This window comes from Enterobacter sp. PL1, from assembly GCF_945957325.1.
In the GTDB taxonomy this organism is placed as follows: Bacteria; Pseudomonadota; Gammaproteobacteria; order Enterobacterales; family Enterobacteriaceae; genus Enterobacter; species Enterobacter roggenkampii.
Genome location: NZ_CAMFKT010000001.1, coordinates 330,745 through 351,918 on the forward strand (window position 1 = coordinate 330,745; position 21,174 = coordinate 351,918).

The window sequence follows — 21,174 nt, forward strand, 5'->3', positions numbered from 1 at the left end:
CATACTGCGGGCTTCCGCGGTTTAAGAAGAGACAACTATGAACGCATTATTATACGGACTCGTGGTCATTATCTGGGGAACCACCTGGATTGCGATTTTCCTGCAGCAGGGCCCCGTCGCGGCGCCGGTGTCCATTTTCTGGCGCTTCGCCGTCGCCAGCCTCACCATGATGGTGGTGTTACTCGCCCTGCGTCGCCTGCGCACGCTGGCGCTTCGGGATCATCTTTTTTGCCTGCTTCAGGGATGCTGTGTTTTCTGCTTTAACTTCTGGTGTTTTTACACGGCAGCGGCACATATCAATACCGGGCTGGAGTCGGTGATCTTCTCCATGGCGGTACTCTATAACGCCATTAACAGCTTTATTTTCTTCGGCCAGCGCCCGCCCGCGCGTTTCTGGACGGCGGCGGCGCTGGGGCTGGTCGGGATTGTCACCCTCTTCTGGGACGATCTGCTGGCCAGCGGCTGGAGCGCGTCACTCCTGACCGGTATTGGGCTTTCCGCACTGGGTACCTACGGCTTCTCGCTGGGCAATATGATCAGCATGCGCCATCAGCGCAGAGGCCTGGAAACCATGACCACCAACGCCTGGGCGATGCTCTATGGCACGCTGGTGATGGGCTGCATTGCGCTGTTCAGAGGCGATAGCTTTGTACCGGAATGGACGGTGAGCTATCTCGGCGCGCTGGTGTATCTGGCCCTGTTTGGCTCGGTGATTGCTTTTGGCGCCTACTTCACGCTGGTGGGACGTATTGGCCCGGGCAAAGCGGCCTACAGCACGCTGCTCTTCCCGCTGGTGGCGCTCTCCATCTCCACGGTGTATGAAGGCTACGTCTGGCATGTCAACGGTATCGTGGGATTAGTGCTGATTCTGGGAGGAAATATGGTGATGTTTACCAAACCGGAAACCTGGTTCAGACGCTTACGAATGGCATAAATAAAAAGGCCTGCATTACGCAGGCCGTTTTATTTTATTTCGCGGTCTTTTTCACATCAAACATGGTGGCGTCCGTCGCCATGTCATCAACAACCTGCTTCAGCGTCGCAAAGGTCATTGGTGTGTTTTCGTTATTCAGCTCTTTACCTTCGCCTTTACGTACCACCTTCATAACCGGTTTGTTGGTGGCCGCATCGATCAGCTCACCTTCAAAGAAGAGATGCGTATCCATGGTGCGGTGTCCGGTTGCCATCTGCGTCCCGGCAACCACCAGCGCCACAGGCACCACTTCATAGAACTGCAGCCCCTCTTTCTGCGAACTCACCCCGGTAATCGCGCCACGGAAAATCAGGCTGTGTTTACCCGGCGTGGTGACAACTGGCTTACGCGTACCAATCGCCGTTTTCATTTTGTTATTGGTGTAATTCAACAACTCATCAAGCGTTTTTTGCCCAATTTGCGTGGTGGGTTTTGGCGTTGGATAATAGGTAATTGGCGTCCAGAGAATGCTGTCGTAATTGGCTTCGTTATACGAAGGATCGACCCAACGCAGCGTTGGTTTTCCCGTCGCCGAGGTCGTTTGCTGCAAGCCTGAATAATCTTTTAAAAAGCCGGAGTATTGTTCCGGAGCGGCGACTTTTGAAGAACAGCCCGCCAACGCCAACAGACCAGTAAGCACTGCAACTTTAAAAAAAGTTTGAGTACGCATGATAGTTTTCCATGTTATCTGCAAGTATGCATTTGAAGTTATAGCAAAAGTCTGGCGGGTTTGTTGTGACAAAAAATGATGCCGGGAGCACAAATTGCAAAAAGATTGCCCGGACGCATGCCGGGCAGTGAAAAATTACTGATTTATATCCACTTGCCAGAACAGATGTTTGCCAAACGGATCGATTTCATAGCCCTTCACCTCCTTGCGCACCGGTTCGAAAATCGTTGAATGCGCAATCATCACCGCAGGCATCTGGTCATGCATCATCTGCTGAGCCTGTTTATACAGCGCCACCCGTTTATCATGATCGGTTATCGATTTGGCTTCAGCAACGATCTTATCAAACGGCTTATAGCACCATTTCGCCGAATTTGATCCACCGTTTGCCGAGGTGCAGGTAAACAGCGGACCAAAGAAGTTGTCAGGATCGCCCGTTGCGGTCGTCCAGCCCATCAGCGCAGCCTGATGTTCCCCGCCCTTCACACGCTTAAGGTATTCGCCCCACTCGTAGGTAACGATTTTGGTCTGTACGCCAATTTTCGCCCAGTCCGCCTGAATCATCTCCGCCATGCGTTTCGCATTCGGGTTATAGGGACGCTGGACCGGCATCGCCCATAAATCGATGCTGACGCCGCTGGCAAAGCCGGCCTCTTTCAGCAGCGCTTTGGCTTTTTCAGGATCGTAGTCGTAATCCTTAAGCTCGCTGTCGGCGCTCCAGACGCCAGGCGGCAGCAGGTTCTTTGCCACCGTTCCGGTACCGTGGAACACCGCGTCAATAATGGCCGGTTTGTTGATGGCCATCGCCAGCGCCTGACGGACCTTCACGTTATCCAGCGGCGGCTTCTGCGTGTTGAACGCCAGGAAGCCGGTATTCAGTCCGGCTTTGCTCATCAGGTTGATATCTTTATTGGCCTTCATGCGCGGCAGATCGGCCGGGTTCGGGAACGGCATCACCTGACATTCGTTCTTCTCAATTTTGGCAAAACGCACGGAGGCATCCGGGGTGATGCTAAACACCAGTCGGTCCAGCTTCGATTTCCCCTGCCAGTAGTCGGCAAACGCCGTGAACAGGATCCGGGAATCCTTCTGATACTGCGCCAGCTTAAACGGCCCGGTGCCGATGGGCTCCATATCCACCTTCTCCGGCGTGCCCGCTTTCAGCATCGCGTCGGCATACTCCGCCGAAAGGATTGAGGCAAAATACCAGGCCAGATCGGCGACAAACGGCGCTTCCGGGTGCGCCAGGGTAAAGCGCACGGTGTGGTCATCGACTTTATCAATGGCGGTTATCAGGCTGCCGAACTCCAGGCTTTCGAAGTTGGAGTAGCTGCCGTTAGAGACATTATGGTAGGGATGATTCACGTCTTTCTGGCGCATAAACGAGAAAATCACGTCGTCGGCGTTAAAGTCGCGGGTTGGCGTGAAGGATTTATTGCTCTGGAACTTCACGCCCTGACGCAGATGGAAGGTGTAAACCTTGCCGTCGTCGCTCACCTCCCAGCGCTCCGCCAGGCTCGGCACCAGCTCCGTGGTGCCGGGTTTGAAATCGACCAGACGGTTATAGACCGGCACGGCGCTGGCGTCGACGCTGGTTCCCGAGGTGTAAAGCTGAGGATTAAAGTTTTCCGGCGATCCTTCGGAACAATACACCAGCGTTTTCGCGGCGACGGCGGAACTGACCGTGAGCGCCGCAAGCGCCAGCGCAATAGTTGTGAGTTTGCTTGTCATCATTTATTCCTGTCTTTTTAATTCGACGGCTAATTAATTCTTTTGCCATTTCATAAATAACATTAAAGTGAAGTGGCAAACACCCGAAAAATAAATAAGGAACAAATCACTATGGGCTCGACGCTTTCCAGACAATTAACGCACCGTTTTTTCCGCTATCTCGCGATCACCAGCCAGAGCGATCCCAGAGTCAAAACTCTGCCCTCAACGCCGGGCCAGCACGACATGGCGCGCGAGCTGGCGCAGGAGCTGGCACAGCTGGGGTTAGACGATATTGTGATTGATGAATTTGCCACGGTAACGGCGGTAAAAAAAGGCAACGTGCCCGGTGCGCCGCGCATCGGCTTTATTACCCATATTGATACCGTCGACGTGGGACTTTCACCGGATATTCATCCACAAATATTAACGTTTACCGGTGAAGATCTCTGTCTGAATAAAGAGAAAGACATCTGGCTACGGGTAGAGGAGCACCCTGAAATTCTGGCTTATCCGAACGAGGAGATTATTTTCAGCGACGGAACCAGCGTATTGGGCGCCGATAATAAATCGGCGGTCACGGTGGTCATGACGGTGCTGGAAAACCTGACGGCGGAACACCAGCATGGCGATATCGTCGTGGCGTTTGTGCCTGACGAAGAGATCGGCCTGAACGGTGCCAAGGCGCTGGATCTTAAGCGCTTCGACGTCGACTTTGCCTGGACCATTGACTGCTGCGAGCTGGGTGAGATTGTTTACGAGAACTTTAATGCGGCAGCCGCGGAAATCCGTTTTACCGGCGTGACGGCGCACCCGATGTCCGCCAAAGGCGTGCTGGTGAATCCCCTGCTGATGGCGACTGATTACATCAGCCATTTTGACCGCCAGCAAACGCCCGAGTGCACCGAGGGACGTGAAGGCTATATCTGGTTTAACGGCATTCAGGCCGGACAGAACGAGGCCGTTCTTAAGGCCAATATCCGCGACTTTGACAAGGAGCGCTTTGCCGCGCGCAAGCAGCAGATTGCCGACGTGGCCGCGCTGATTGCCGCCCAATATCCGACGGCCAAAGTGGACTATCGCATTGAAGATACCTACAGCAATATCAGCAATGCGATTGGCGAAGACCGACGCGCCATCGATCTGATGTTCGAGGCGATGGAATCGCTCGGCATCACGCCGAAACCGACGCCGATGCGCGGCGGCACCGACGGCGCGGCGCTCTCGGCTAAAGGGCTACTCACCCCGAACTTCTTCACCGGGGCGCATAACTTCCACTCGAAGTTTGAATTCCTGCCGCTGTCGTCGTTTGAGGCGTCTTATAAGACAGCCCTGCAGATCTGCCTGCTGGCCGCCCGTTAAGCGGGCTTTCGTGCCAGCATCGTGGCAAAGCGCAGCTTAATGCGGTTGCCGTGTTCATCGGTGCGGTGCAGTTCGCCAACGTCTTCGTTGTATTTGAGCAACTGCCAGCCTTCATAGTAGTTGCTCAGCTCACCGCTCCTGAACGCAAACGGGAAGCCGACCGTGCAGGGGTAGTCTGCCGTATCCATGGCGGCAACGATCAGATTGTAACCGCCCGGCGTCGTGCAGCGCTGCATATTGGCGATAAGGCCCGGGATGGTTTTTGCCTCCAGGAACATCAGCACCACGGTAGAGAGAATAAAATCGTACTGGCCGTCAAAGCTCAGGTTGTTCAGATCCTTAATCGCGGTATGCAGATTAGCGATCCCTTCTTCCGCCTTGATGCGCTCGATATTGTCGATGCTCATCGGGTTCTTGTCCCACGCGGTGACATCGTAGCCGTTGGCTGCAAGATAAAGGCTGTTACGGCCGTTGCCGCAGCCCAGATCCAGCGTTTTACCGGGCTTCACGATCTCCGCGCTGTACAGCACTTCTGAATGGGTACGCGTTAAGCCATATTTCTCAGTGAAGTAATTCTCATCGACGGTCATTATTGTTCCTCGGATTGCATAAGCTGCGCTTTATCAGCACGAACCAGAAGTTTGCCCTGAAGCAGCAGAATCAATGTACGCACCAACAGCCACCCAATAATCGCGTTGGTGAAGATAAACAGCGGCACGGCAATGGCGTGAAAAAAGCCCGTCGGACTGCTTTGTCCCAGATGCAGACCCGTGGTTGCCAGGGCCGATACGCCAAAGGAAAAACTCCAGAATGAGGCATTGAACGGCTGGGACAAATACCATGGCATCAGGCGGAGCATAAATAGCAGCTGCAGCAGGCCATAGCCGAACAGCATTTTCGCAAACGTATCCGCCTGACCGCCATTTACGCTGAACCAGGCGCTACATGCCACCAGCGCGGGCGCCAGTTGAATACCCAATGAAGTACGCAGTGCGGAGGGCAGTTCTCCTGCACTACGAAGACGCTGAAGAATAACCGGTTCCAGGCTGAGCCAGGAAAAGACGCCCGCGCCAAGGAAGACTAACCCTGCATCGTTGAAGCCCAGGGCACCACATGCCATCGCGCTAATAAAATTATTCGCCACCGTAGGCAGATATAATCCAGGCGTGGTCGCCTCTTGCGGATGTTTCCCGCGCCATAACCCGGCGCTTTGCCAGGCGGAGTATGCAAGCTGCACCACCACGCCAATGCCAAACAATGCCAGTGACACCGCGCGAAACCAGGGGACAAAGCCGATGGCGACCAGCATCGTGGTGGCCGGGAAAAGGCTGACAAAACTGCTCATCACCGGGTGTCGCATCTCTGCCAGCACGCTGCGGGGGAAACGGATCGCACGCGTCACAAACGCGACCGTTAAAAGAAACCAGCATATCACCGCAAGGGCTACGAGGCCCTCACCCGGCCAACGCGTCACTGGCCAGAGGGTGCTGGCGTATCGCCAGGCGAAACCCATCCCGATGATGCCAAGCACCATGCCAAAATACCCTGCGGGCAGGTTAAGTACCTGTTGGGGTTTGTTAAATTTATTCATTAATTTTAATTTTTAAAATGTATTTTAAATGCCATTTTAAGCGGTTTCTGCAGCGGATGCCAGCAAAACGAAAAGCCGAAAATTTGCTACGTTTAGTTGAGATGCTAACCAGAGATCAAACGATGAAAAAGTACCGGCTCAGCGATGAAACCCGCCTCTGGCAATGGAAAAACGGCGAAACCACCCACGCCGCTACGCTGCGGCAGATCATCGCCACGGCGGACTTTAACGACGTGACGGTCGGCACGAGAGGCGGCTGGATTGACGATGAGCGCGCCCTCGCGCAGGACGGCGACTGCTGGATCTACGATGAAAACAGCGTGGTGTTCGCCGGGGCAACCGTATCCGGCAACGCGCGTCTTACCCTTCCATGCATCATTAGCCATGACGCGCATATCAACGACAGCTGCTGGGTGGACGGCGCGGAGGTCAGCCACGGGGCGCGAATAAGTGACAACGTCACTATTCAGCAATCCTGCGTACGGGGCGAGTGCCATATCTACGGCGACGCGCGCGTGCTGCATCACAGCGTGGTCATTGCCGCCAAAGGGCTGACGCCTGATCATGAACAGATCCTCCAAATCTACGATAAGGCGACGGTGAGCCAGTCGCGCATTGTGCACCAGGCGCAAATCTACGGCGAGGCGATGGTTAATTTTGCCTTCGTTGAACACCGGGCCGAAGTCTTCGACAACGCGATCCTGGAGGGTAACGAACTCAACAACGTCTGGGTGTGCGACTGCGCGAAAGTCTACGGCAACGCCCGCGTGATAGCCGGTTTCGACGACGATGCCATCCCGACGGTGCGCTACAGCTCGCAGATTGCGGAGAATGCCGTGGTTGAAGGCAACTGCGTCATCAAGCATCACGTCCTGATTGGCGGTCAGGCATGGCTGCGCGGCGGGCCGATCATGCTGGATGATAAAGTGGTGATCCAGGGGCGCGCGCGAATCAGCGGGGATGTGCTTATCGAGCATCGGGTTGAAATCACCGACGATGCGGTCATAGAAGCGTTTGCTGGCGAGAGCATTCATCTGCGCGGCGAAAAAGTGATAAACGGCGACCAGCGCATCACCCGCACGCCGCTGCTGGGTGCGTTATAGGGTATAAATCCTGCCGTAGATATTCACGTCGTCAAAGCGGCCATTCAGGTATTCCGCTTCCCGCAGGCACCCTTCCAGCGTAAAACCGTTGCGCACGGCAACGCTGTTGCTGTGCTGATTCGCCACCCGACACTTGATCACAAAACGGCGGATCTCACCGCGTTCAGCGTAGTAGCGCATAAACGCCTGCAGTGACTGAGAGAGGATGCCCTGCCCCTGGTGGGCTTCATCCAGCCAGTAGCCGATGTAGCCGGCTTTGTTGGTCGGTTCAATGGTGTTGAACGACAGGACGCCAACTAACGCATCATCCTTGAAAATCAAAAACATTTTAGCGTAGCCGCGCTGATGCAGCATCTGGTTGCTCTGCACGTTGCGGCGGGTGTCCTCTTCGCTGATCGCGTGCTGCGCCCAGTCAAAGGCGGTTTGCAGAAAGGCTCTGTTTTTAACAACGAGATTGTGCAGGTCGGCGGTGTAGCGCTCTTCGACGGCGCGAAGTTCGATATCCTGGGTGACGGGGATGATTTCTGAAGACATGGTGCCTCTCAATTGCCGGGTGGCGCTAGCGCTTACCCGGCCTACGTTTCGAAACTGTAGGCCGGGTAAGGCGAAGCCGCCACCCGGCACAATCCCACAAGGGTTAACGCATTACCCTGTCGTCAACGTACTGACGTTTATCCGGCGCCGGTGGGAAATACTGGTACAGCCAGGTTTCACTGATGGCGTCGCCCTGACAGCGCAGGAACAGGCGCATATCCACCGGCTCCGTCGAATCCGACGTCGGGTACCAGTCAAACAGAATGCGATAGCCGTCAAACGGCTCAACGTAGAGGATCTCTACCTGCTTCGCTTCACCGCTGGAGAGCGTAATCACCGGCTCGATGCCTTTTGGCGCAGCGGCCTTCAGGTCGCCACCGACGAAGTCAATCGCAAAGCGACGGGCCCACACTTTCGGGTAGTTTTCCCCTGGAGCCCAGCCTTCCGGGAAGCCGCCCATGCCGGTGCGGGTCGCATAAACGTTCGCCAGCGGGGAGCGCACCGGCGGCATCGCGCTCCAGTAGAGACGATATTTGAAGTCCAGCTCGTCGCCCGCTTTTACCGCTTTTTCCGGCTGCCAGAAGCAGACCACGTTATCCAGCGTTTCGCCGGTGGTCGGGATCTCCATCAGGCCAACCGCGCCTTTACCCCAGTCGTTACGCGGTTCCACCCACAGGCTTGGGCGCTTGTTGTACCACCCCATCACGTCCTGATAGTGCGAGAAATCGCGATCGAGCTGCAGCAGCCCGAACCCTTTCGGGTTTTTATCCATATAGGCGTTGAACTGCAGCTTCTGCGGGTTGTTCAGCGGACGACAAATCCACTCCCCGTTGCCGCGCCACATCGCCAGGCGGTCGGAGTCGTGAATTTGCGGGTGAATGGTGTCGCACATGCGGCGTTCGTTATTGCCGCAGCTGAACATGCTGGTCATCGGCGCGATGCCGAGCTGCTTGATGTCCTTACGCGCATAGAGGTGGTTTTCCACCTCCATGATCACCTGGCTCTTCTCGCAGTGGATCACGAACTTATAGGCGCCGGTGATGCTCGGGCTATCCAGCAGCGTATAGACGGTAAAGGTGGTGTCGCCGGGCTTGACGGTTTCAAACCAGAAGGCGGTAAAGTCCGGGAACTCTTCCGGCGTGTCGGTAAAGGTGTCTACCGCCAGACCGCGGGCGGAAAGGCCGTACTGGTAGGTGTCGTCCACCGCGCGGAAATAGCTGGCCCCCAGGAAAGAGACGATATCGCGACGCGCCAGCTCCGGCGCCTTAAACGCGCGGAAGCCCGCAAAGCCGAGATCGCTTTGCCCTTCCAGCTGTTTGGTATCCACGCCCGTTTCACCGTAGCTGAACAGCTCAGGACGGAAGTGGATCTCGCGCGCCATAGCGGTTGACTGGTCCAGCGAGAACATCCGCACGCGGCGGCGGAACCCCATTCCCATGTGGAAGAACTGCACGTCCAGCTGACGTCCTTCAATGTTGTTCCACAGAGACTGCTTTTCGTCGTAGCGAATGGCGTTGTACGCCTGCGGCGTCATGGTTGCCAGCGTCTCCGGCAGCGGACGCGGCGCGCCACCCCACGGGGTTTTCGCCAGGTCATGCGCCATGGATTGCAGTACGGAGAAGTCAAAACGACGGCTCTGGCCGTCAGCAATGTCAGAGTCGGCAGCGTATGCCGCTTTGGAAAACAGGGAAGCAAGGCCGGATGTGCCGCTCAGGGCTGCCACTGCCAGCGAGCCTTTTAGAAAACGTCTGCGATTCATGCCTGGAAAAACGTCCTTATGGTCGTGTGAATGTGTTCCGCGCTCGGCGAAATGACGGCAAGAAAGAACGCACAGCCTAAACAAAAATGGTTAAGAATCCAATTGTTGGCCGGTGATTATATGAACAAAGTGAGAAATATTTTCTGTCGACCAGAACGGCCCGAAAGTGGTGTAAAGAAAGCCTGGAAAATGTGTATAAAAATGCCCCGTCAGGACATCAGCTGACGGGGCCAATGAGGCGGTTATTTTACGCTGACATCGATACCCGGGAAGTACTTATCAGCGAGTTTGGCGATCGTGCCGTCGGCACGTACCTTATCAATTGCGGCATCAAGCTGCTTTTTGGTGGCCTCGTCACCTTTACGCAACCCAAAACCGATCCCGCTGCCGAGGATGGTGTCGTCAGACACCGGTTTGCCGATGAAGCCAAACCCTTTTCCCTGCGGCTTGCTGAGGAAACCTGCCTGCCCGGCCGCGGACATGACCAGCGAGGCGTCGATACGGCCATTCAGCAGATCGCCCCAGGCCATATTCTGATCTTTATACGACACCACGGTGACACCCTGCTTTTCCCAGTGCTCTTTGGCATAGGTTTCCTGAATGGAGCCCTGCAGCACGCCGATGGTTTTCCCCTTCAGCCCTTCAGGCGTCGCCTCGACCGCCGTCCCGGCCTTGCCGACCAGCTGCGACGGAATACGGTAGATCGGCTGGGTAAAATCAATGCTCTTGCGGCGCTGATCGGTGATATTCATCGCCGAATTGATGGCGTCGAATTTCTTCGCCACCAGCCCCGGGATCAGCGCATCAAACGAGGTTTCCACCCAGCTGCATTTCAGCGCTGCCGCTTTACAGATGGCATTCCCCAGCTCAACGTCAAACCCTTCCAGTTCGCCTGCCGCATTGCGGCTTTCAAACGGCGGATATTCGGCTTCCAGACCGTAACGCAGCTCGGACGCTGCGAAGGAGGAAAAGGTACACAGCAATCCCATGCCGACAACTAGCGCGCGTAATTTCATCTCAAACTCCTTAGCGTGGTTTAACCCGACACAGGGCCTGGGCACCTGCCCGTAACGTCGCCTCATCTTTCGCAAAAGAGAGACGAATCAATTTATTATCCGTGCCGTCCGCATAAAACGCCGACAGCGGAATGGTGGCAACACCGTACTCAACGATCAGCCGTTTCACCAGCTCGCTGTCGCGCTCGTCGCTGAACTGGCTGTAGTCCGCCAGCATGAAGAACGAGCCGGCGCTTGGCAGCAGCGTAAACGGCGAATCGGACAGCAGACTCTGCAGCAGATCGCGCTTGCGCTGGTAAAACGCCGACAGCGACAGCCAGGTTTGCGGGTCGACCATATGTTCAGCAAACGCGTGCTGCATTGGCGTATCGGCAGAGAACATTAAAAATTGATGGACTTTACAAATCTCGTCCATCAGTACCGCCGGTGCAACACAGTAACCCACGCGCCAGCCGGTGACGTGATAGGTTTTTCCGAAAGAAGAAATAATCACGCTACGCTCCGCCAGCTGCGGGTGCGTAGCCATCCCGTGGTGCGGCTCACCGTCAAACACCACGTGTTCGTACACTTCGTCAGACAAAATAATGATGTCAGTATTGCGGGTCAGCGCCGCCAGCTGCTGCAGATCGTCGGCGGAGAAGACCTGACCGCTCGGGTTGTGCGGCGTATTGATGATAATCATGCGCGTGCGCGGGGTGATCGCGGCGCGAACCTCGTCCCAGTTGACGGCAAAATCCGGCACGGTGAGCCTGATGGCAACCGGCGTTGCCCCCTGCAGGCGGACAATCGGCGCGTAGCTGTCAAAGGAGGGCTCAAAGTAGATCACCTCATCGCCCGGATGCACCAGCCCGCTGATTGCCGAGTAGAGCCCTTCGCTGGCGCTGGCGGTCACCAGCACCTCGCGGCCCGGGTCATACTGCGTGCCGTAAAGCGTGGCAATTTTATCGGCAATGCGCTCTTTGAGCGTCTGCAGGCCGGTCATCGACGCGTACTGGTTATGCCCTGCCTCCATCGCGCGGGTGACGCCCGCAACAAGCTTCGGGTCGCAGGAAAAATTCGGTGCGCCCTGAGAAAGGTTTATCGCGTTATGCTGCGCCGAGAGCTGGCCGATAACGGTAAAGATCGTGGTGCCCACATCGGGCAGTTTGGAGCGCGTTTGCACAGGCGTTTGTAAAGTCATCCTCTTTCCCTTCTCATGGACATTGCATAACTATTCAAACAACATCTCTGTTGTCGGGACAATCGAATTGTTGTCATAATAGCCATGAGAAAAACGCATAGCTGAGGTGTTTTCATGTCGCGCCGTTCGCTCCCGCTCAATGCCATCGACGCATTTTTAGTCACCGCGCGTCACCTGAATCTCACCCATGCTGCCGCAGAGCTTTGTCTGACGCAGGGGGCCGTGAGCCGCAAGATAGCCTCCCTCGAGGCCTGGTTTGGCTTTCCGCTTTTTGAACGCCACGCGCGCGGCCTGCGCCTCTCTTCACAGGGCTGCGCCCTGCTCCCGGAACTGCAGTCTGCGTTCGAACACTTGCTGACCGTGGCCGACCAGGCCCGCAGCCAGCAAACCGTGATCAGGCTCAAGGCGCCCACCTGCGCCATGCGCTGGCTGGTGCCGCGCCTGCTGGAGGTGGAGCGTGAGCAGCCGGATCTGCAGATCGCCCTGACCACCACCACCGATCATAACGTCAATTTCAAAACCGAATCTTACGACGCGGCCATCGTGTTCGGCACGCACATCAGCGCAGGCGACCTGCTGTTCGAAGAGGCGCTCACCCCGGTGATAAGCCCGGTGCGGGCGGGTGCAGCGCTGGGATCGCTGACGTTCCTGCACCCGACAAGGGATAAGACAGACTGGTCGCTGTGGCTGACGAAACAGGAAGGTCCGGGCTTTGCCATGCACAAAAATCAACACTTCGACACGATGGATCTCGCCATCACGGCCGCCATTCAGGGGCTGGGCGTCGCCATTGCCGACGAAACGCTGGTGGCCGAAGATGTCCGCGCGGGAAGACTGATGCGGCCTTATGAAACCAGCATAAAAACCGGCGCGAGCTACCGGCTGGTGCTGCGCGAAACGCCAGGGGAGGAAAATGGGCTGGCGGCGTTTCGCGCCTGTTTGCTTAATCGAGGCTGACGTGGTGCTTCATCACCCGTTTGAAGAGGCTCATCCGGGCGCGCATAAAGCGGTTTTCAAGCCTGAAACCTGCATGTTTATTCACGCCGATGCGTAATAAAACGTCCCGCCCTTTACGGCATGCGGGCCAGTGCGTCGGCCCGGGCAGGATCTCGCGAGGTCCTGCGTCTCGCGCAAAGCTCACCCAGTAATCGGCCACCTGAGCAGCAAACTGCACATCCCGTTCGTTGACATACTGGCGTGAAGGCTCCACCTGGCCGAGGGTATCAAAGACGTAAGGCACTTCATTGCCGTGCCACGCGCCGTTGATATAGGTGGCATGTTCCGCTTCCGCGACATAGTCAAACCAGTAACGCCAGCACAATCCGCCGACGCGCTGCTGCGCCTGCATCACGACGTAGCCCATCGTGGTGAACGCCATGTCGCGGCACACCTGCCTGCCCAGCTCCTCATCGCCTTTGACGCCCGGATAGAGCAGCTTAATCAGCCCCAGCCCGAAGCGTCGCTCCCGGCGAAGCTTCTGGATTTGCCCGGCGAGATCGATGCCAAACACCGCCATCACGCTGGCCTCATCGCTGTTCGAGCCGATCATTACCGGCACGGGGTGCTGGCGAGCGGCGAAAAAGACGTCCAGCATCGCTTCAGGCAGAACGCAATCCCCGACGATGGGGGCCGGAGCAATGTTCAGCGGCGCGGTGAGCGGCCAGAACGCCTCCGGCGGAATGGCGCGCAGTTGTTCGGCTGTCGCCTGTTCCAGGCCAAAATGGGCGGCCAGCGCCTCCCCTTTTTGCAACGCCTGCTCTCTCGGCGTGTCCGGCAAGGTGTACCCGCTTTGCACAATCGCCTTATGGAACAATCCTTCTGCAAGCGGAGAGGCCAGCAGAGAGAGCACGCTGCGCGCGCCCGCGGATTCGCCAAACAGGGTCACGTTAGTGGGGTCGCCACCAAATGCGGCGATATTGTCCCTTACCCATTCGAGGGCGGCGATCTGATCCAGCAGGGCAAAATTATGCACCACGCGTTCTTCCTCGCCTTCCAGCGCGGGATGGGCAAAAAAGCCAAGATGACCGAGACGGTAGTTGATCGTCACCACAACCACGCCGCGCGTGGCCAGCGCTTTGCCGTTATAGGGCGGTAAGCCACCCGCACCGATGGTAAAGCCGCCGCCGTGCAGCCAGACCATAACCGGAAGCGGCCCGGCGCGCTCTGTGGGAGACCAGACGTTCAGATAGAGGCAGTCTTCCGAGAACTGACCGGGATCGCCCCCGCCCAGCTCCTGGCAATATTCGCTGCTTTGCCAGCTTGAGGCCGAAAAAGCGGTAGCCTTGCGAACGCCATCCCACGGCTCAGGATGCCGCGGGGAGCGCCAGCGCCATTCGCCAACGGGCGGTGCGGCATAAGGAATACCGCACCAGACGTGGACATTTTCATCGGTTAAACCAGACAGTGCGCCCTGGCGCGTTTCAACCACAGGGGCGGAAGGATTTTGCATAACGACCTTATTTTTTCCATCACACCCCAGCAGAGTAACGCTTTCAGAGCAAACCGCAACGCTGTTTGCTGCGCGTTTCAGCCTCCTCATAGAGGGTAAATTCGTCATACACCGGGCAGCCGAGGGCCGCTTCAAACGCATCGCGGCTGGGGTTACCGTGGCTGCGGGCCTGGGTTTCATTCCCGAGATTGGACTGGAAAATCCCCGCGGCGCTGACCGGGAGGAAATCTTCGTAGGTGATCGGCTGTGCGACGACCCATCCGCGCTCGATCAGCGGCTGCGGATCGTCGCCCGGCCGGAACGCATGGCGATGCGCTTCACCCGCTGGCGTCAGACGGTAGCGGAAATACGCCAGCTCCTGACGGCGCATTAACAGTTCGCTGTCAGGGAAGGCGCTAAAGATCTCCTGCAGATGCAGCTGGTGCGTCAGGTTATCTTTGCCTGTACCGGCCTGGGCAAGGAGGCTATCGTACAGTTCCCGGCCTTTCGGGGTCAGCGCCACGCCGCGCTGCTCAATCTCACCGAAGCGCGCGGTGTGGGTGCCTTTGTGTTCACCGGCAAACAGCACCGGCTCTTCCAGTGCCTTGAAACTGGTTTGACGCAGCAGGACGGGCACCTCGCGACGCGGCGGCCCTTCAATCAAAATTTTCGGCTCAATACCGTACTTCGGCATCAGCTCCTGCACCCGGTCAATATCCAGCGTGCGCGGCGTCAGGTGGTTAATATGACAGCCCGGGAAGCAGACCACATCGGCGATCAGCCGGTGCTCGTTATGCAGCGCGAGATAGGTCTCCTGATCGACCGTCGCATGGCGGTGCCAGCGGAAGGTTTCCAGCGCTTCCTGCACAAACTCCTGCGCCTGCTCGACGGTAAACTGCCCTTCCGATTCATACAGATCGAGAAGCGCCAGACAGCGCGGGGTGAAGATGTTTCGGTGAGACAGAATTTCCGCCGCACGTTCGCGCAGCGCGACGTTTTCAATCAGCTCAAGGCGCAGCAGCGAAGTAAAGATGCGGAACGGATTACGGCACAGCGCCGCATCATCAATCGGCCGAAATGCCGTTGAGTGGACCGGCACCCCCGCCTGGGAGAGATCGTAATAGCTGACCGGGTACATCCCCATAATGGCAAACATACGGCGCAGGGTTGAAAGTTCCTGCGCACTGCCGACGCGGATTGCCCCGTGACGCTCGACGTTCAGACGCGCAAGCTCATCGGCGTTTGCCAGTTGTTCATGTAATAGTGGATCATTTTCCAGCACCGCCAGGTTTACGTCCGCTACCAGTTCAAGCAAGGTGCCGTACTGCGGAACTTCCTGCTGGTACATCGCCGACATAGCCTGCGAAAAGTGTTCCCGAATGTCATCAGCCGTGATGGTGTTCGCCATGATGTCATGCCTCCAGTGAATATTACCTGGAGTGTAGAGAAACCCGTTCCTTCCGGGGGGAAAGATTTCTGATTTGTGATCTTAAGACGACAGTGGTCAAACCGTGTGCGACTGGCCTCTGAACAAGCCTTAACGAAACCGCCCTTTCGCGCCTGGCGCTTTTTATCCAGGATTTTCCTTATAATTATTTATGGTTTCGCTTTCTAGCTATAAAGGAGTATTTTTTATTTTCCCCTGGCTGCAAATCAACCAATTTGAGTGCGTCATTATTTTTATCCTCAGCTTTCAAATTTTTAGCTCAAAGTTAGGAATAATCTGAACAGTTGTTTACAAGTCCTTCCTGTCTATCCATATTTCCAACGCAAGCGAAGCGCAAATTTACAAATATTTAAAAATAACGCAACCGCAAATAGCAAAACGCATTTGACGGATCTCACACAGCGACTAGAGTTATTACTCGAACGACGAGTGATACGGAATATTTTCGTATCGTACTGACATAACCAATATATGACTATGAGGTTTAATATGGCAGAGCATCGTGGTGGTTCCGGTAATTTCGCTGAAGACCGTGAAAAAGCATCAGAAGCTGGACGTAAAGGTGGCCAGCACAGCGGTGGTAATTTTAAAAACGATCCGCAACGCGCATCTGAAGCGGGTAAGAAAGGGGGACAGAACAGTCACGGCGGAGGCCGTAAATCTGATAACTCCTGATCTTATTTAGTACTCTTTTAATAAAACCAGAGAGCATGCTGCGGGCTGAAAAGCTCGCAGTACCCTTTCTTTATTTTACCGGAGCGTAATAATTATGAATATGAAAAGTGTAGAGGATGTATTTATTCATCTTCTGTCGGATACCTACAGCGCAGAAAAGCAGCTTACCCGAGCGTTAAGCAAACTTGCCCGCGCCGCCTCCAGCGAGAAACTGAGCGCCGCCTTTACCGCACACCTTGAAGAGACGCAAGGTCAGATCGAACGTATCGACCAGATCGTGGAACAGGAAGACGGCATCAAGCTCAAGCGCATGAAATGCGTCGCAATGGAAGGCTTAATTGAAGAAGCTAATGAAGTCATCGAAAGCACGGAAAAAAATGAAGTCCGTGATGCCGCATTAATTGCCGCTGCGCAAAAAGTGGAGCATTACGAAATAGCCAGCTACGGTACCCTTGCCACTCTGGCAGAACAGCTCGGCTATAAAAAAGCCGTTAAGCTTCTTGCCGAAACGCTGGAAGAAGAGAAAGAGACCGACCTTAAACTCACCGACCTGGCCGTTGGCAATATTAACCAAAAAGCGCAGAAATGACGCGATAATACAGGTTAAATAAAATGAGCATCAGTCCCAGGACTATTAAACGGTGCCATTTAGCGGCAGCGATAATATGGTTCATTCTCGCCATCCCTTCCGTCATCTGGTGGAAGAACAGCGTGCTATGGGTTATTATCATCAGTATTTATGCCAATATTGTCGGCCATTTATCTGGCTACAGTGCCGCACGCGCCGATCAGGCTGCTGAAAGTGAGACCAAATAAGCGAACCCTAATGAGGATACAATGATGAATCACGTAGAACACTACCATGACTGGCTACGCGATGCCCATGCAATGGAAAAGCAAGCCGAATCTATGCTGGAATCCATGGCCAGCCGTATCGATAATTATCCTGATGTTCGCGCCAGAATTGAGCAACATATTAATGAGACAAAACGGCAAATCACATTGCTGGAGGAAATCCTCGACCGTAATGATATTTCTCGTTCGGTCTTAAAAGACTCGATGAGCAAAATGGCGGCGCTGGGACAATCCATCGGCGGCATGTTCCCTTCTGACGAAATCGTGAAGGGCTCGATCAGCGGCTATGTTTTCGAACAGTTTGAAATCGCCTGCTATACCTCCCTGCTGGCGGCGGCCAAAAAAGCGGGTGACACCGCCTCGATACCCGCTATTGAGACGATCCTCGCCGAAGAGCGCGAAATGGCCGACTGGCTGATTCGTCATATCCCGCAAACGACGGAACAGTTCCTGCTGCGTTCAGACGCGTCGGGTGTCGAAGCGAAAAAATAACCCACAGGAGAGTGAGCATGTTTCGACACGTCAAACAGCTGCAATACACGGTTCGCGTCGCCGAACCGAATCCCGGCCTGGCCAACCTTTTACTGGAACAATTTGGCGGACCGCAGGGTGAACTGGCCGCCGCCTGCCGCTACTTTACGCAAGGGTTGAGCGATGACGATCCGGGCCGTAAAGACATGCTGATGGATATCGCGACCGAGGAGTTAAGCCACCTCGAAATCATCGGTACCCTGGTCGGTATGCTGAATAAAGGTGCCAAGGGCGCGCTGGCGGAAGGGGTGGAAAATGAGGCCGAGCTGTATCGCTCCATGACCGAAAACGGGAATGACAGCCACATCACCTCCCTGCTCTACGGCGGCGGAACCCCGCTAACTAACTCAGCGGGCGTACCCTGGACGGCGGCCTACGTCGACACCATTGGCGAGCCGACGGCGGATCTGCGTTCGAACGTGGCGGCCGAGGCCAGAGCCAAAATCATCTATGAACGGCTGATCAACGTGACTGACGATCCCGGCGTTAAAGATGCCCTGGCGTTTCTGATGACGCGTGAGGCGGCGCATCAGCTCTCCTTTGAGAAGGCGCTGCAGTCCATCCGTAATAATTTCCCGCCGGGAAAACTGCCGCCAATCGAGGAATTCACCAACAAGTACTACAATATGTCTGAAGGTGGAGAGGTTCGCGGAAGCTGGAACAGCGATAAACATTTCGATTACGTTGAGTCCCCCCAGCCTGCGGTGGATGGCGGCGATGGCAGTGCCAGCGTGACGCTCACAACCGAGCAGGCAACCCTGGTTAAGGCGATGTCTGCCCGCACGAAGTCCGATCCACATTCCGACCCGCTGACCGGTGCCGAGCTGGGTGCCGGTAAGACTAAACCGTAATCGGTTTGCCGGGCAGGCCTGACCTGCCCGGCAATTCGCGTGCCCCATCGTCTCAGAGGTACGGACCATGTTCGAACTCGATGCGTTTCATCTGGCCAGAATTCAGTTCGCTTTTACCGTCTCGTTCCACATCCTGTTTCCTGCGATCACCATCGGTCTCGCCAGCTACCTGGTGGTGCTGGAGGGCATGTGGCTGCGCACCAAAAACGACGTCTGGCGATCGTTGTACCACTTCTGGCTAAAGATATTTGCCGTTAACTTCGGCATGGGCGTCGTTTCCGGGCTGGTGATGGCGTACCAGTTTGGCACCAACTGGAGCGGGTTCTCCCAGTTCGCGGGCAGCATTACCGGCCCGCTTCTGACCTACGAGGTATTAACCGCCTTCTTCCTGGAGGCCGGATTCCTCGGCGTCATGATGTTCGGCTGGAACAAGGTCGGCCCGGGGCTGCACTTCTTTTCGACCTGCATGGTGGCGCTCGGCACGCTGATGTCGACCTTCTGGATCCTCGCCTCCAACAGCTGGATGCATACGCCGCAGGGTTTCACTATCGAAAACGGGCAGGTTATCCCGCAGGACTGGCTGGCAATCGTCTTTAACCCCTCCTTCCCGTACCGTCTTATTCATATGGCTATCGCCGCGTTCCTGAGCAGCGCGCTGTTTGTCGGCGCGTCGGCCGCCTGGCATCTGCTGCGCGGTAACGATACGCCCGCCGTTCGCACCATGTTTTCGATGGCGATGTGGATGGCGCTGCTGGTTGCCCCTATCCAGGCGGTGGTGGGCGATATGCACGGCCTGAACACGCTTGAGCATCAGCCAGCCAAAATCGCCGCTATTGAGGGTCACTGGGAAAATCCGCCCGGCGAAGCCACCCCGCTGCTGCTGTTTGGCCTGCCGGATATGGAGGAAGAGCGCACCAAATACGGCCTGGAGATCCCCGCGCTCGGCAGCCTGATTCTGACGCACAGCCTGGATAAACAGGTCCCGGCCCTGAAAGACTTCCCGAAAGAGGATCGACCCAACTCGACCATCGTTTTCTGGTCGTTCCGCATTATGGTGGGGATGGGTCTGCTGATGATTACCCTCGGTCTGCTCAGCCTCTGGCTACGCTATCGCCATCGACTTTACCACTCGCGTCCGTTCCAGTGGTTTGCCCTCTGCATGGGGCCTGCGGGGCTGGTCGCGCTGCTTGCCGGCTGGGTGACCACCGAAGTAGGCCGTCAGCCGTGGGTTGTCTATGGCTACCTGCGCACCATCGACGCGGTATCGCTGCACAGCACCCTGCAGATGAGCATTAGCCTGCTGGCGTTCTTCGTCGTCTACTCATCCGTATTTGGCGTGGGCTATGTTTATCTCATCCGGCTGATTAAGAAAGGTCCTCAGCCCGTTGATACGCTGACGTCAAACACCTCGGGCACGCCTGCCCGTCCGCTGTCAGCCGCGGAGTCTGTTCCGGAAGAGGAGAGAATCTGATGGGCGTCGATATCTCAGTGATTTGGTTTGCCATCATCGTGTTTGCCACGCTGATGTATATCATTATGGACGGCTTCGATCTGGGGATTGGCCTGCTGTTTAACTTCGTGGGCGATGCCAAAGAGCGCGATGTGATGGTCAACAGCGTGGCGCCCGTCTGGGACGGCAACGAGACCTGGCTGGTGCTCGGCGGCGCGGGGCTGTTCGGCGCGTTTCCGCTGGCCTATGCGGTGATCATTGATGCGCTGACCATCCCCCTCACCGCGATGCTGATCGGCCTCATCTTTCGCGGCGTTGCCTTTGAGTTCCGCTTCAAAGCCACCCCTTCACACCGCAAATTCTGGGACTACTCCTTTGCAGGTGGCTCTCTGCTCGCCACCTTTAGCCAGGGCGTGGTGGTGGGTGCCGTGATCAACGGCTTTGACGTGGAGGGTCGACGTTTTGTCGGCTCGGCGCTGGACTGGCTCACCCCCTTCAACCTCTTCTGCGGCATCGGTCTGGTCGTCGCCTATACGCTGCTGGGCACCACCTGGCTCATTATGAAAAGCGAAGGCGCGCTGCAACAACGCATGCGCGAACTGACCCGCCACGTGCTGCTGGCGCTGATGGTGGTTATCGCGGTAGTCAGCGTCTGGACGCCGCTCGGCTGGCAGTACGTCGCCGACCGCTGGTTTACCCTGCCCAACTTCTTCTGGTTCCTGCCGGTTCCGCTGCTGGTCGGGATCTTCAGCGTGCTGATCTGGCGCCTGACGCGCAACCCGGCCAGCCACGCGCGCCCTTTCCTGCTGACGCTGGGGCTGATCTTCCTCGGGTTCAGCGGTCTGGGTATCAGCCTCTGGCCGAACATTATTCCGCCGCGTATCACTCTGTGGGAGGCCGCGGCCCCGCCTGCCAGCCAGCTGTTTATGCTGGTCGGGACGTTACTGATTATTCCGGTGATCCTAGTGTACACCGCCTGGAGCTACTACGTGTTCCGGGGCAAGGTTTCGGATACTGAAGGCTATCACTGAGGCACGCT

General features: G+C 56.3%; 21 protein-coding genes. 11 read left to right on the forward strand and 10 right to left on the reverse strand.

The genetic code is table 11. The annotated features are described in order from the left end of the window. The first annotated feature begins 37 nt into the window (after positions 1-37). A complete protein-coding gene (locus N6P30_RS01645) occupies positions 38-934 on the forward strand; it encodes a DMT family transporter (RefSeq protein ID WP_008502257.1) in 897 nt (298 codons plus the stop codon). 34 nt (positions 935-968) lie between these two features. On the opposite strand, the gene N6P30_RS01650 is transcribed toward N6P30_RS01645, so the two are convergent. Beyond that, positions 969-1,643, reverse strand: a complete 675-nt coding sequence (locus N6P30_RS01650) for a DUF3313 domain-containing protein (RefSeq protein ID WP_008502258.1) — start codon at positions 1,641-1,643, stop codon at positions 969-971. A 135-nt stretch (positions 1,644-1,778) separates the two neighbouring features. Then, positions 1,779-3,374, reverse strand: coding sequence for an ABC transporter substrate-binding protein (locus tag N6P30_RS01655; RefSeq protein ID WP_023292443.1), 1,596 nt, complete (start codon positions 3,372-3,374; stop codon positions 1,779-1,781). Between the two features lie 111 nt (positions 3,375-3,485). Here N6P30_RS01655 and pepT point away from each other — a divergent pair, with 111 nt between their 5' ends. After that, positions 3,486-4,715 (forward strand): peptidase T, encoded by a 1,230-nt coding sequence (pepT, locus tag N6P30_RS01660; protein ID WP_008502260.1) that lies wholly within the window; start codon positions 3,486-3,488, stop codon positions 4,713-4,715. Here pepT and tehB read toward each other — a convergent pair. Further along, positions 4,712-5,305: a tellurite resistance methyltransferase TehB gene (gene tehB / locus N6P30_RS01665; protein ID WP_008502261.1), complete on the reverse strand. Its 594-nt coding sequence runs from the start codon at positions 5,303-5,305 to the stop codon at positions 4,712-4,714. The two genes, pepT and tehB, sit on opposite strands and share 4 nt — an antisense overlap. After that, positions 5,305-6,306, reverse strand: a complete 1,002-nt coding sequence (gene tehA / locus N6P30_RS01670) for a dicarboxylate transporter/tellurite-resistance protein TehA (RefSeq protein ID WP_008502262.1) — start codon at positions 6,304-6,306, stop codon at positions 5,305-5,307. Before tehA ends, tehB begins: the two co-directional genes overlap by 1 nt. A gap of 122 nt (positions 6,307-6,428) precedes the next feature. Between tehA and ydcK the strand changes: the two genes are divergently transcribed. Continuing rightward, the gene (gene ydcK / locus N6P30_RS01675; protein ID WP_023292444.1) at positions 6,429-7,409 is read left to right on the forward strand and encodes a YdcK family protein; all 981 of its coding nucleotides are present in this window, start codon (positions 6,429-6,431) and stop codon (positions 7,407-7,409) included. Here ydcK and rimL read toward each other — a convergent pair. The 4 genes from rimL to N6P30_RS01695 form a co-directional block, all read right to left on the reverse strand. After that, the gene (gene rimL, locus N6P30_RS01680) at positions 7,404-7,943 is read right to left on the reverse strand and encodes a 50S ribosomal protein L7/L12-serine acetyltransferase (RefSeq protein ID WP_023292445.1); all 540 of its coding nucleotides are present in this window, start codon (positions 7,941-7,943) and stop codon (positions 7,404-7,406) included. The genes ydcK and rimL overlap by 6 nt on opposite strands. A gap of 103 nt (positions 7,944-8,046) precedes the next feature. Beyond that, entirely contained in the window at positions 8,047-9,702 is a 1,656-nt protein-coding gene (locus N6P30_RS01685) for a glucan biosynthesis protein D (RefSeq protein ID WP_023292446.1), read from the reverse strand. A gap of 242 nt (positions 9,703-9,944) precedes the next feature. Next, entirely contained in the window at positions 9,945-10,718 is a 774-nt protein-coding gene (locus N6P30_RS01690) for a transporter substrate-binding domain-containing protein (protein WP_023292447.1), read from the reverse strand. A 10-nt stretch (positions 10,719-10,728) separates the two neighbouring features. Then, positions 10,729-11,898 carry a pyridoxal phosphate-dependent aminotransferase gene (locus N6P30_RS01695; protein WP_023292448.1) on the reverse strand — a complete coding sequence of 390 codons (1,170 nt, stop codon included), beginning with the start codon at positions 11,896-11,898 and terminating at the stop codon, positions 10,729-10,731. Positions 11,899-12,012: 114 nt separating this feature from the next. On the opposite strand from N6P30_RS01695, the gene N6P30_RS01700 reads away from it, so the two are divergent. Continuing rightward, complete coding sequence (locus N6P30_RS01700; protein ID WP_023292449.1) at positions 12,013-12,855, forward strand: LysR family transcriptional regulator; 843 nt, start codon at positions 12,013-12,015, stop codon at positions 12,853-12,855. Here N6P30_RS01700 and N6P30_RS01705 read toward each other — a convergent pair. Beyond that, positions 12,842-14,347, reverse strand: a complete 1,506-nt coding sequence (locus tag N6P30_RS01705; protein ID WP_032663536.1) for a carboxylesterase/lipase family protein — start codon at positions 14,345-14,347, stop codon at positions 12,842-12,844. The genes N6P30_RS01700 and N6P30_RS01705 overlap by 14 nt on opposite strands. 43 nt (positions 14,348-14,390) lie before the next feature. Beyond that, the gene (locus tag N6P30_RS01710; RefSeq protein WP_023292451.1) at positions 14,391-15,734 is read right to left on the reverse strand and encodes a VOC family protein; all 1,344 of its coding nucleotides are present in this window, start codon (positions 15,732-15,734) and stop codon (positions 14,391-14,393) included. Positions 15,735-16,262: 528 nt separating this feature from the next. Between N6P30_RS01710 and N6P30_RS01715 the strand changes: the two genes are divergently transcribed. From N6P30_RS01715 to cydB, 7 genes are all read left to right on the forward strand, one after another. Beyond that, entirely contained in the window at positions 16,263-16,448 is a 186-nt protein-coding gene (locus N6P30_RS01715; RefSeq protein WP_004150795.1) for a general stress protein, read from the forward strand. 94 nt (positions 16,449-16,542) lie between these two features. Next, positions 16,543-17,037: a ferritin-like domain-containing protein gene (locus N6P30_RS01720; RefSeq protein WP_008502272.1), complete on the forward strand. Its 495-nt coding sequence runs from the start codon at positions 16,543-16,545 to the stop codon at positions 17,035-17,037. 23 nt (positions 17,038-17,060) lie between these two features. Beyond that, positions 17,061-17,264, forward strand: a complete 204-nt coding sequence (locus N6P30_RS01725) for a hypothetical protein (protein WP_008502273.1) — start codon at positions 17,061-17,063, stop codon at positions 17,262-17,264. Between the two features lie 24 nt (positions 17,265-17,288). Further along, on the forward strand, positions 17,289-17,795 hold the full coding sequence (locus N6P30_RS01730) for a ferritin-like domain-containing protein (protein ID WP_014883791.1): 507 nt from the start codon (positions 17,289-17,291) through the stop codon (positions 17,793-17,795). Between the two features lie 17 nt (positions 17,796-17,812). Beyond that, positions 17,813-18,685: a manganese catalase family protein gene (locus N6P30_RS01735; protein WP_008502274.1), complete on the forward strand. Its 873-nt coding sequence runs from the start codon at positions 17,813-17,815 to the stop codon at positions 18,683-18,685. 67 nt (positions 18,686-18,752) lie between these two features. Then, positions 18,753-20,156, forward strand: a complete 1,404-nt coding sequence (locus N6P30_RS01740; protein WP_021242535.1) for a cytochrome ubiquinol oxidase subunit I — start codon at positions 18,753-18,755, stop codon at positions 20,154-20,156. Next, a complete protein-coding gene (gene cydB, locus N6P30_RS01745; protein ID WP_023292453.1) occupies positions 20,156-21,166 on the forward strand; it encodes a cytochrome d ubiquinol oxidase subunit II in 1,011 nt (336 codons plus the stop codon). The genes N6P30_RS01740 and cydB overlap by 1 nt, the downstream gene beginning before the upstream one ends. The last annotated feature ends 8 nt before the right edge of the window (positions 21,167-21,174 follow it).

Excerpts from the sequence above, each read along its gene's own strand:
- N6P30_RS01645 (WP_008502257.1), top strand. The coding sequence starts at position 38 with ATGAACGCATTATTATACGGACTCGTGGTCATTATCTGGGGAACCACC.
- N6P30_RS01650 (WP_008502258.1), bottom strand. The coding sequence starts at position 1,643 with ATGCGTACTCAAACTTTTTTTAAAGTTGCAGTGCTTACTGGTCTGTTG.
- N6P30_RS01655 (WP_023292443.1), bottom strand. The coding sequence starts at position 3,374 with ATGACAAGCAAACTCACAACTATTGCGCTGGCGCTTGCGGCGCTCACG.
- pepT (WP_008502260.1), top strand. The coding sequence starts at position 3,486 with ATGGGCTCGACGCTTTCCAGACAATTAACGCACCGTTTTTTCCGCTAT.
- tehB (WP_008502261.1), bottom strand. The coding sequence starts at position 5,305 with ATGACCGTCGATGAGAATTACTTCACTGAGAAATATGGCTTAACGCGT.
- tehA (WP_008502262.1), bottom strand. The coding sequence starts at position 6,306 with ATGAATAAATTTAACAAACCCCAACAGGTACTTAACCTGCCCGCAGGG.
- ydcK (WP_023292444.1), top strand. The coding sequence starts at position 6,429 with ATGAAAAAGTACCGGCTCAGCGATGAAACCCGCCTCTGGCAATGGAAA.
- rimL (WP_023292445.1), bottom strand. The coding sequence starts at position 7,943 with ATGTCTTCAGAAATCATCCCCGTCACCCAGGATATCGAACTTCGCGCC.
- N6P30_RS01685 (WP_023292446.1), bottom strand. The coding sequence starts at position 9,702 with ATGAATCGCAGACGTTTTCTAAAAGGCTCGCTGGCAGTGGCAGCCCTG.
- N6P30_RS01690 (WP_023292447.1), bottom strand. The coding sequence starts at position 10,718 with ATGAAATTACGCGCGCTAGTTGTCGGCATGGGATTGCTGTGTACCTTT.
- N6P30_RS01695 (WP_023292448.1), bottom strand. The coding sequence starts at position 11,898 with ATGACTTTACAAACGCCTGTGCAAACGCGCTCCAAACTGCCCGATGTG.
- N6P30_RS01700 (WP_023292449.1), top strand. The coding sequence starts at position 12,013 with ATGTCGCGCCGTTCGCTCCCGCTCAATGCCATCGACGCATTTTTAGTC.
- N6P30_RS01705 (WP_032663536.1), bottom strand. The coding sequence starts at position 14,347 with ATGCAAAATCCTTCCGCCCCTGTGGTTGAAACGCGCCAGGGCGCACTG.
- N6P30_RS01710 (WP_023292451.1), bottom strand. The coding sequence starts at position 15,734 with ATGGCGAACACCATCACGGCTGATGACATTCGGGAACACTTTTCGCAG.
- N6P30_RS01715 (WP_004150795.1), top strand. The coding sequence starts at position 16,263 with ATGGCAGAGCATCGTGGTGGTTCCGGTAATTTCGCTGAAGACCGTGAA.
- N6P30_RS01720 (WP_008502272.1), top strand. The coding sequence starts at position 16,543 with ATGAATATGAAAAGTGTAGAGGATGTATTTATTCATCTTCTGTCGGAT.
- N6P30_RS01725 (WP_008502273.1), top strand. The coding sequence starts at position 17,061 with ATGAGCATCAGTCCCAGGACTATTAAACGGTGCCATTTAGCGGCAGCG.
- N6P30_RS01730 (WP_014883791.1), top strand. The coding sequence starts at position 17,289 with ATGAATCACGTAGAACACTACCATGACTGGCTACGCGATGCCCATGCA.
- N6P30_RS01735 (WP_008502274.1), top strand. The coding sequence starts at position 17,813 with ATGTTTCGACACGTCAAACAGCTGCAATACACGGTTCGCGTCGCCGAA.
- N6P30_RS01740 (WP_021242535.1), top strand. The coding sequence starts at position 18,753 with ATGTTCGAACTCGATGCGTTTCATCTGGCCAGAATTCAGTTCGCTTTT.
- cydB (WP_023292453.1), top strand. The coding sequence starts at position 20,156 with ATGGGCGTCGATATCTCAGTGATTTGGTTTGCCATCATCGTGTTTGCC.